Origin of the sequence: Salinivibrio siamensis, from assembly GCF_001996005.1 — a bacterium.
GTDB lineage: Bacteria > Pseudomonadota > Gammaproteobacteria > Enterobacterales > Vibrionaceae > Salinivibrio > Salinivibrio siamensis.
On sequence record NZ_MUFB01000013.1, the window covers coordinates 80753 to 90015 of the forward strand.

Annotated in this window: 12 protein-coding genes; 11 read left to right on the forward strand and 1 reads right to left on the reverse strand. The window is 53.9% G+C overall.

Features of this window, described 5'->3' with window-relative positions:
• Position 1 precedes the first annotated feature (1 nt).
• Genes gspH through cysQ form a run of 9 tightly spaced genes read left to right on the forward strand, consistent with a single transcriptional unit; the run spans position 2 to position 6416 of the window.
• On the forward strand, positions 2–568 hold the full coding sequence (gene gspH / locus BZG73_RS08725) for a type II secretion system minor pseudopilin GspH (RefSeq protein WP_158075288.1): 567 nt from the start codon (positions 2–4) through the stop codon (positions 566–568).
• Complete coding sequence (gene gspI / locus BZG73_RS08730) at positions 549–926, forward strand: type II secretion system minor pseudopilin GspI (protein WP_235606044.1); 378 nt, start codon at positions 549–551, stop codon at positions 924–926. The genes gspH and gspI overlap by 20 nt, the downstream gene beginning before the upstream one ends.
• Positions 910–1548 (forward strand): type II secretion system minor pseudopilin GspJ, encoded by a 639-nt coding sequence (gene gspJ, locus BZG73_RS08735; protein WP_077668115.1) that lies wholly within the window; start codon positions 910–912, stop codon positions 1546–1548. Before gspI ends, gspJ begins: the two co-directional genes overlap by 17 nt.
• A complete protein-coding gene (gspK, locus tag BZG73_RS08740) occupies positions 1545–2549 on the forward strand; it encodes a type II secretion system minor pseudopilin GspK (RefSeq protein ID WP_077668116.1) in 1005 nt (334 codons plus the stop codon). The genes gspJ and gspK overlap by 4 nt, the downstream gene beginning before the upstream one ends.
• Positions 2518–3762, forward strand: coding sequence for a type II secretion system protein GspL (gspL, locus tag BZG73_RS08745; protein WP_158075289.1), 1245 nt, complete (start codon positions 2518–2520; stop codon positions 3760–3762). Before gspK ends, gspL begins: the two co-directional genes overlap by 32 nt.
• Positions 3759–4253, forward strand: a complete 495-nt coding sequence (gspM, locus tag BZG73_RS08750) for a type II secretion system protein GspM (RefSeq protein ID WP_077668118.1) — start codon at positions 3759–3761, stop codon at positions 4251–4253. Before gspL ends, gspM begins: the two co-directional genes overlap by 4 nt.
• A 3-nt stretch (positions 4254–4256) precedes the next feature.
• The gene (locus tag BZG73_RS08755; RefSeq protein ID WP_052708041.1) at positions 4257–5003 is read left to right on the forward strand and encodes a type II secretion system protein N; all 747 of its coding nucleotides are present in this window, start codon (positions 4257–4259) and stop codon (positions 5001–5003) included.
• Between the two features lie 42 nt (positions 5004–5045).
• Positions 5046–5600: an ADP compounds hydrolase NudE gene (gene nudE, locus BZG73_RS08760; RefSeq protein WP_077668119.1), complete on the forward strand. Its 555-nt coding sequence runs from the start codon at positions 5046–5048 to the stop codon at positions 5598–5600.
• 3 nt (positions 5601–5603) lie between these two features.
• Entirely contained in the window at positions 5604–6416 is an 813-nt protein-coding gene (gene cysQ / locus BZG73_RS08765; protein ID WP_046074427.1) for a 3'(2'),5'-bisphosphate nucleotidase CysQ, read from the forward strand.
• 43 nt (positions 6417–6459) lie between these two features.
• On the opposite strand, the gene sthA is transcribed toward cysQ, so the two are convergent.
• Complete coding sequence (gene sthA / locus BZG73_RS08770) at positions 6460–7878, reverse strand: Si-specific NAD(P)(+) transhydrogenase (RefSeq protein WP_077668120.1); 1419 nt, start codon at positions 7876–7878, stop codon at positions 6460–6462.
• A 195-nt stretch (positions 7879–8073) separates the two neighbouring features.
• Between sthA and fabR the strand changes: the two genes are divergently transcribed.
• Both fabR and BZG73_RS08780 read left to right on the forward strand, forming a co-directional pair.
• The gene (gene fabR, locus BZG73_RS08775) at positions 8074–8709 is read left to right on the forward strand and encodes an HTH-type transcriptional repressor FabR (RefSeq protein ID WP_046074425.1); all 636 of its coding nucleotides are present in this window, start codon (positions 8074–8076) and stop codon (positions 8707–8709) included.
• 13 nt (positions 8710–8722) lie between these two features.
• Positions 8723–9106 carry a YijD family membrane protein gene (locus tag BZG73_RS08780; protein ID WP_046074424.1) on the forward strand — a complete coding sequence of 128 codons (384 nt, stop codon included), beginning with the start codon at positions 8723–8725 and terminating at the stop codon, positions 9104–9106.
• Positions 9107–9263 lie beyond the last annotated feature (157 nt).

Consider the following 9263-nt stretch of genomic DNA (forward strand, 5'->3'; position numbering starts at 1 on the left):
CATGCGTCAAGCGGCCGGCTTTACCTTATTAGAGATCCTGCTGGTGGTCGTCATCGTCGCGGTGAGCACCTCAGGCGTGATAATGGTGATGCCTGAGTCCGCGGACACCCGCACACAAGAAGCCGGGCAAGCACTGTATCAGCGGATGAAGTTGTGGGCAGAGCAAAGTTGGTTGGAAGGACGCACCTATGGCGTGCGTATCGAACAACAGCGCTATCAACTTTTAGTGTTGGGACAAGAGCAATGGCAACCTGTTAGCAGTGACCGCTGGGCGACCCAAGGCCGCCTGCCAGAGCAAAGCCGCTTTGTCTTAACTATGGATGGCTTTGGTTGGCAGCAACAAGATAGGTTGTTCGAGGATAAGCCGCTGTTTGAGGATTTGTTTGACGAAGACGATGATCAGGCGGTGGCGCCACCGCAAATCTGGCTACTGCCCAATGGTGAGCTGACACCGTTTACCCTGATGGTTGAAACAGATGGCCGTGCGGTCTGGCAGCTCAAAGCGAATGAACTGGCGCAGTTTACTTGGCAGCGTGCAGGAGAGGGTGATGATGTTAGTACGCGCTAACTCGCAGCAGGGAATGACCTTGCTTGAGGTCTTAGTCGCGGTGGCGATCTTTGCCGTGGCGGCGCTGAGTGTGATGAAAGCCACTGGGCAACACACCCGTTCACTGAGTCGCTTAGAGCAAAAAACCTTAGCCGCGATGGTGGCGGATAATCAACTCGCCGAGGTGGTGCTCAGCGCTAAGGTGCCCGATAAAGCCACGCAAGGCACCACCGAAATGGCGGGACAACAATGGCAATGGCAGTTGGTGCCAGTCGCCACAGAAACGGGCCAGTTACGTGCGGTTGATATGTCAGTGGCTGCCGCCGCAGAGACCGATAACTCGTTAGTGACCGTGAGGACCTATGTCGCCACGCGTTGAACGAGGATTTACCTTATTGGAAGTGCTGTTGGCGTTGGTGGTATTCGCCAGCATTAGTCTGACCGCATACCAAGTACTGCAAACCGTGCAGCGCAGTGACGAGCAGTCTCAGCAGGTGGGTGAGACCTTACAGAAGCTGCAGCGCGCGTTGGTGATCATGGACAGTGACTTTCGTCAAATGGCGGCAAGACGTCAGCGGGTCGAAGGACAAGCGCCAACAGAACAGTTGCTCATCGCGGGTTCAGAGGTATTACAAAGTGATGGGATGGGCGTGCGCTTTACCCGCACGGGCTGGATTAACCCACAAATGCGCTTTCCACGCGGAGAAGTGGTAGCGGTCGGGTACCGTCAGAGAGATGGCAAGCTGGAGCGCTTGCGCTGGCGTTACCCAGACCAAGCCGCGAGTGATGAACCCGCGGTGGCGACGCTGCTCAGTGATATTGATGATTTGACCTTTCGCTTCTACGTCAAACAGGATTGGCAAGACAGTTTTGATACCAAACATGCATTGCCGAAAGCCGTTCAAGTGCGCTTTACCCATCCTCGCTATGGCCAGTTAGTGCGCACTTATCTCGTGGCGGGGCAGACCTTGCCGGCACCACTGCAGCGGGAGGCACAATGAATCGTCAGCAGGGCGCCGCCCTTTTGGTGGTGATGATGATCATGGCGCTGATGACCGCGATTGCCGGAAGCATGGCGGCGCGGTTATACACCAACTACCACCGCGCCGAAAACCAGCTGCATTTTCAGCAAGCGTATTGGTTTGGCAATGCGGTTGAAGGCTTAGCGGCATCGGTATTGCGCGAGAGCTTAGCAGGCAGTGAAACGGTGAACTTAAGTCAAACCTGGGCAGAGCCCGCTCGAACCATTCCGCTGGATGGCGGAAAAGTAAGTGGACACTTACAAGATGCGAGCGCTTGTTTTAACCTCAATAGTTTACAGCTACGTGGCGCCAAAGTGGGTGGGGTGACACCTTATGAGGTCACCGTGTTACGGGCGCTAGTGGGGCAGTATGTGGAAGAGGATTATCAAGCGGATGTGATTGCTCAGGCAAGCCGTGATTTTATTGATGAAAACAATCAGCTGGATCAGTCTCTCGGGGCGGAAGATGCGCATTATGAAAGCGTGCAGCCTGCGTATGTGACGGCGGATGCTTTGCTGGCCGATGTGAGTGAGTGGCGTGCGGTGCGCGGGGTTAATGGTGATGTGTTTCGGCGCGCCTCGCCTCAGCTTTGCGCGTTGCCTAGCGCTGAGCTTAAGGTCAATGTGAATACCTTAACCGAGAAGCAAGCGCCTTTGCTTTCAGCCCTATTTACCTCCGCGTTACCGGTGGAACAAGCCCAGCAGGTGATTGCCCAGCGCCCGGAGGAAGGGTGGAAAAGTGTGGCCGCGTTTATCGACACCTTGAACCTCACCGAGTTTGATGACGCCGAGCGAGAGCGAGTCGTGTCCCATCTCAGCGTGACCAGCGAGTTCTTTTTATTACAAGCCGATGTGCAGGTGGCCTCTGCCCAACGTCACATCCAGGCACTATTGCACTATCAAGACGATGGCGAGGTTTCTGTTTTGCGCCGTCGGTTCGGAGGAATGCGTGAGCGAGCGACTGATAATAAGGATCAGTGATGCCAGCCAGCCCATTTATTGGGCGCAGGTTCGTGCCAATGATAACCAAGTGGTTGAGAGCGGCAGTTGCCAGCAACTGTCAGCGTTAACCGAGCAAGCACAAACGCGGCGAGTGGTGGTGCTGGTGGACAGCACGTGGCTGACATTAACCTCGGTAACATTGCCCCCAGGCTCACGGCGCCAACGCGACAAGGTGGTGCCTTACTTGCTCGAGGAAGCCTTGGCGGAAGAGGTGGAAGCAGTACATGTGAGTATTGTTGACACCCAGGCAGACACCGCACATGTCGCCGTGGTAGCGCACCAGCAAATGCAAGCTTGGCAACACGCGCTGGATGAGGCAGGCATTGATGCTCGCCAGTGGATCCCCGATGTGCTTTGTGTGCCTTGGTCGTCTGATTCGCTCTCACTCTTGGCATTGGGTGAACAGTGGCTGTGCCGTTTTAGTGCAAATCAAGGCGTGGTAGGCTCGGCGGACTGGCTCGCCTTTTGGGGGCAGGCTTGGTGGCAACACCGCCAAGACAGTGAGGAAACCCTGTCACCTGAGCAAGCCGACTCTCTCACTATCAAAGGCTATGTCGACGACAAGCCGCAGGCTGACAATCCCTTGAGCGCGTTACCGCTCCCTGTCGAGTGGCAGTCAGATCACGCAATGCATCTATTAGCGGTGCAGAGTCATGGCGTGACGGCAAACCTACTGACCGGCGGATATCGCCCTCAAAGCCAAACCAAGCAGACACTTAGACCCTTTTTGCCCGCAGCCTGTCTGTTGATCGCCATGGCTGGACTGCTTGGCGTCGAGCAGTGGCTGTCGATTCGTGACACCCAGCAGCAAGCCCGCGCATTACGGGGACAAAGTGAAGCCCTTTTTCGCCAAACCTTGCCCGAGTACGAGCGGATCCCGACTCGCTCATACATGGTGCGGCAAATGGATGCAGAGATAGCTCGGCTAGAAAACCAACAACATGATGCGGCGCTTTTACCCTGGCTGGTCGAACTGGCTCCTCTACTGGAAGATGTGCCTGGTATCGAGCTCGAGGCGCTGCGCTACCAAGCCAATCGAGAAGCCTTGATACTGCGAGCAACCGGCAATGATTTCGCGCAGTTTGAGCGCTTACGTGCCACCTTGAGTAAGCATTATGCGACAGACTTGGGGCAGCTTAATCGCAGTGGTGAGACGGTCAGCGGTGAATTTACCCTAAGGAGCCAATCATGATCGCACGTATTCAGACTCAGTGGCAGTCGATCAGCTTGCGCGAGCAACGGCTCGTGTTGATTGCGGCGGGAGTGCTGCTGTTAAGTTTGCTGTATTGGGGCATCGTGGTGCCGGTACAGACACAGGCGGAGCAAGCGCGCGCCGCATTGGTCAGTGAGCGAAAGGTTTACAATGAGCTACAACAAAAGCGCAATCACATCATGCAATTGCGCTCACAGTCTGGACGCAGTCGCCAAGCAGTGGCCAGTCGAAGCCAACCGCTCAACCAAGTGATCGCGGCCAGTGCGGGTGAGTTTAATCTTACCATTACACGGTTGCAGCCTGGGGAGGACAGCGTGCAATTGGGGCTCGAACCTCTCCCGTTTAACCAATTACTACGGTGGATCGAGCAACTCTCTCAGCTGCATGGCATTCAAGTCGCTCGCCTGAGCACTGAAGCGACCGATACGGCCGGTGTGGTGCAAGTAACCCGACTGCAGCTGGAGCGGTAAACGATGTGGAAGAAAACGCTGATAGGGGTGGGGTGTGTATTGGTTTTCGTTGTGAGTGCGATAGTGCACGCCCCAGCAACACTATTGCGCTTAGCGCCTTTGCCGGCCGAGCTACAGCTGAGTGGGATCAACGGCACCGTGTGGCAGGGGCAAGTCAGGCAACTGCGTTGGCAAGATCAGGCTGTCGGCCCAATACAATGGGATCTCCATTGGCACCGGCTATTGACCAGCGCCACGCTGGAAGCCGCGATAAAGGTCCAAAGCCCTCAAGGTGTCAGTGGTAAAAGCGTGGTGGGCTTTAATGGCACCGAGCTAACGCTTTCTCAAACCTTGCTCTCTGCTCCCGCGCATCTGCTGACCCGTTCGGTGGCGTTACCGCCGAGTGTGGCGATTGATGGCCGGCTTGATGTGATTGTACGCGAGGCGGTGTTGGCCGAGTCAGGGTGTCAGCAGTTAGCGGGGCAGATTCAGTGGCAGCAGGCCGGACTCACCCTGCCCTCAGGGCGGCTCAATGATATTCCATTGCGTGCTTCTCTCGCCTGTGATGGCCAAGGTGTCGCTGCGCAGGGTCAAGGCGATTCCCCCTCGTTGAGTAATAAGTTTTCATTGTCAATTACACCGTCTGGGCGATACTCTGTGTCAGGATGGCTGAAGCCGGGGCCGGCCTATCCTGAGCCGATGAAAGCACCTCTCTCTTGGTTGGGTGCACCGGATAATCAAGGACGCTATCGCTTTTCTTTTCGCGGCTAACAAGGCCTGATAGGCTTATCAAAAAGGGTGGCAAATCACGATATGACGCAGCGTAAACTTCCTTACATTCAGTCTAAGCAGGTGGTCGCCACTTCTCGCTTGTTTAAAGTGGAGTCGCTGGGACTGATTTTTAGTAATGGCGTCGAGCGTACCTATGAGCGGATGAAACCGTCGGGGCGTAATGCCGTGATGATGGTGCCGGTGACCGAATCGGGCGACCTCTTACTGGTACGCGAATATGCCGCAGGCACAGAACAGTATGAGCTAGGCTTTCCCAAAGGACTGATTGATCCGGGTGAAGCGCCCGAGCAAGCGGCGGTGCGGGAGCTGAAAGAGGAAATTGGGCAAGGTGCCCGTGAGCTAGTGCCACTAAAAGAGGTTGTTCTGGCACCGTCGTACTTTTCTAGCCGCATGACGCTGATGTTGGCACGTGATTTGTATCCAGAAAGCTTGGAAGGGGATGAGCCTGAACCGCTTGAAATCATTCGTTGGCCACTTGCCCAAGCGGAAGAGTTACTCACCCACGGTGATTTTTGTGAAGCGCGCAGTATCACCGCATTAATGATGGCGCTGAAGTACTTACAATCTGAGAGGTGAGGCATGGCATTGCCTGAGTTGTTGCCCGAGGTGATTGATATTGCTCGCTCTGCGGGCCAGGTTATTTTAGATATTTACCAAGACGGTGATTTTGAAGCGATCACTAAAAGTGACCAAACCCCAGTAACCAGTGCTGATTTGGCGGCACATAAGCTGATCACGGAAAAGCTCACCGCGTTGACGCCAGACATCCCCGTGTTATCAGAAGAAGACTGTGGTGTGCCATTAAGCGACCGTCAGCAATGGCAGCGCTATTGGTTGATTGATCCCCTCGACGGTACTCAAGAGTTTATTGCAGGCAGTGGTGACTTTGCCACTATTATCGCGCTGGTGGAGGACAACCATCCCGTCATGGGCGTGGTCTATGCCCCCGTCTCCGGGGTGACCTACTATGCTTGCCAAGACAAAGGGGCCTGGAAAATCACCCCAGATGGCGAAATGCATCGCATCTCGACAATGAAGCGAGAAGAGACGATTACCTCACTCTCTATCGCCATCAGTCGCCGTCAAGATATTCATGCGGTCACCGAAAAGCTGGCACCTGAAATTAATTATGATTTGGTGCCATTAGGCTCCGCGGCACTCAAAGCCTGCTTGGTCGCAGAAGGCGCGGTCGACTGTTATTTACGCCTAGGGCCGACGGGGGAGTGGGACACTGCCGCTACCCAATGCATTGTTGAGCAAGCGGGTGGACGTATTCTGAGCACAGAGCTCGGGGCTTTGTCGTACAACGAACGGGACTCATTACAGAACCCTAACTTTATTGTGTTGGGGGATGAGTCGCTCGCGTGGTCGTCGATACTGCAGGCATCGTAATGATTGACGGCACCGCCAGGTGCCGTTTTCTTTTATGGCCGGTTCAGAACAAACGATTTAAGCCATTGAGGGCTGCCACCCGGTAAGCTTCGGCCATGGTCGGGTAGTTGAAGGTGGTATTCACAAAATAATCGATGGTATTCCCTTCGCCTTTTTGCTCAAAAATCGCTTGGCCGATATGAATGATTTCCGAGGCGCGCTCGCCAAAGCAGTGAATGCCTAATATTTCGCGGGTATCGCGGTGGAAAAGGATTTTTAAACTGCCGACATCCATCCCCGCGATTTGCGCGCGTGCTAAGTGCTTGAATAGCGATCGGCCAACTTCATACGGGACTTTTTCTGCGGTGAGCTCTTGCTCGGTTTTACCCACTGAGCTGATTTCTGGAATGGTATAGATCCCCGTGGGGATGTGTTCAATCAAGCGCACGTTGGCATTGCCTTGGCAAATGGCTTCGGCCACCACGCGCCCTTGATCATAAGCGGCACTGGCAAGGCTAGGATAACCAATCACATCACCGACGGCATAGATATGCCCCACTTCTGTTGCGTAGCTTTCGCTATCAACGTCGAGCTGCCCACGCGAGTTAGGTGTAAGGCCGACCGAGGACAAATTGAGTTTATCGGTATTGCCTGCGCGGCCATTGGCATACAGCAAGCAATCTGCTTTCATTTTTTTGCCTGACTCCAGATGCACAATCACGCCATCGTCGGTGCCCTCAATGCGCTCATAGGTCTCATCATTGCGGATCATGACACCACTGCTGCCAAAGTGATAAGACAAAGCATCTGAGATTTCGTTGTCCAAAAACGACAGCAAGCGATCACGGGTGTTGATTAAATCCACTTTGACCCCGAGCCCACGGAAAATAGACGCATATTCACTGCCAATCACGCCTGCGCCATAGATAATCACGTGGCGCGGGTCATGGGCTAACGACAAAATGGAGTCACTGTCGTAGATGCGTGGGTGGGAAAAATCCACATCAGCGGGTTGATAAGGGCGAGAGCCGGTAGCAACCACAAAGTGATCGGCTGTATAGGTATCAGCGCTGCCATCACTATGATGCACGGTTAAGGTATGCGCATCGACAAATTCGGCGCTACCATGGAGCAGGGTACATTGGTTTCGGTCATAGAACCCTTGGCGCATACGGGTTTGTTTACCTATGACCGATTCAGCATGGCTGAGAATGTGTGAGAAGGTACTGTGGATACTATTGCTGTTTTGGGTGTAGATAGGGCTTTGATTGAATTCAATGATCCGGCTGACAGTGTGGCGTAGTGCTTTAGACGGGATGGTGCCCCAATGGGTACAGCCACCGCCAACGGTGCTTTCTCGCTCAATCACTGCCACCCGCTTACCCGCTTTGGATAAGCCCATGGCGGCACCTTCACCACCGGGGCCACTACCTATCACGATCGCATCAAAATGATCTTGCGGGCTAGGGCTCGACTTGCTCATAGGGTTCAGACCTTATTTTCATTATTGCAACATCTATTTATGACCAGTTTAACGCTTATTATCCGTAAGGTTAACTTTCGCGAGCAAATCTGTGTTCAAATCCGCGTCGCCGCGATGGGGAACACTGCCTGGATTGGCTGATTTAAACGCTAAAATTGCGTATAGTGGCAGCATGGTGACCATGGATAGAGTGCGATGGGTATTCGAGCACAACAAAAAGAAAAAACGCGCCGTTCTGTCATTGATGCGGCGTTCAGCCAGCTCAGTGCTGAGCGCAGTTTTTCCAGCCTCAGCTTGCGCGAAGTGGCGCGAGAGGCGGGAATCGCGCCCACCTCTTTTTACCGCCACTTTAAAGACATGGATGAGCTGGGGTTAACCATGGTTGATGAGGGCGGGTTATTGCTCCGTCAACTGATGCGTCAGGCGCGTCAGCGGATAGCGGCTGAAGGCAGTGTGGTGCGTACCTCGGTCGAAACCTTTATGGAGTTTATCGAGAGCAGCCCAAATGTGTTTCGGTTGCTTTTGCGCGAGCGTTCAGGCACCTCTTCGGCGTTTCGTGCCGCCGTGGCAAGGGAAATACAACATTTTGTTGCTGAGTTGACCGAGTATTTACAATCTCGTACGCAGCTCACCTATGAAGAAGCGTACAATCAGTCAGAAGCGTGTGTGATTTTGGTCTTCAATATGGGTGCGGAAGCGCTTGATCTTGACCCTCACGCCCGCGCAGAATTGGCAGAGCGAATGGTGTTACAATTGCGCATGATAGCCAAGGGAGCTTACTGGTATCGAAAAGACCGTGAGCGGCGAGCCTTACAGGAAAAACTGTCATAAAACAGGTGAAGACATGGAACACGAGCAAGTGAAATCAGAACGTAAATTTTTGCTGCTGGCACTGGTTACCGGCATTTGTGGAAGTGCAACACTCGCGACACTGTTCGTCAGTGGTGTGGCATTTTCTATTTTTCCCATTCTTGCGTTTGTACTGGCCGTGCACGCTTGCTACCAACTTCACGAACGCCAGCCACTGACGGAAGGCACGCCGCTGATTGCGTTTGCCTGCTTCTTAGTGGGGGCATTTGGCTATTCAGCGTTTATTCGTATGCAAATGCCAGAGCTGGGCGGCAACTTCTTCTCGATCTTGGTTGCGATGGCATTAGCGTTTTGGGTCGGTCATAAGCTGGGCTTTTTTAGCCGCAAAGCGAAAAATGATACCGCCTCTGACGTCTAATTGTCTCTAAAACAGCGGTGATTGAAACCCAAAAAAGGCGTCGAGAAGACGCCTCAGATTGCTGACGAACCCCGCCTTTTTAGGCGGGGTTCTTTTTGATAAGCGGCCGTAGGCCGCGATCGCGATATTTTTTGTTAGAGAGTGGTCGCTACCGACC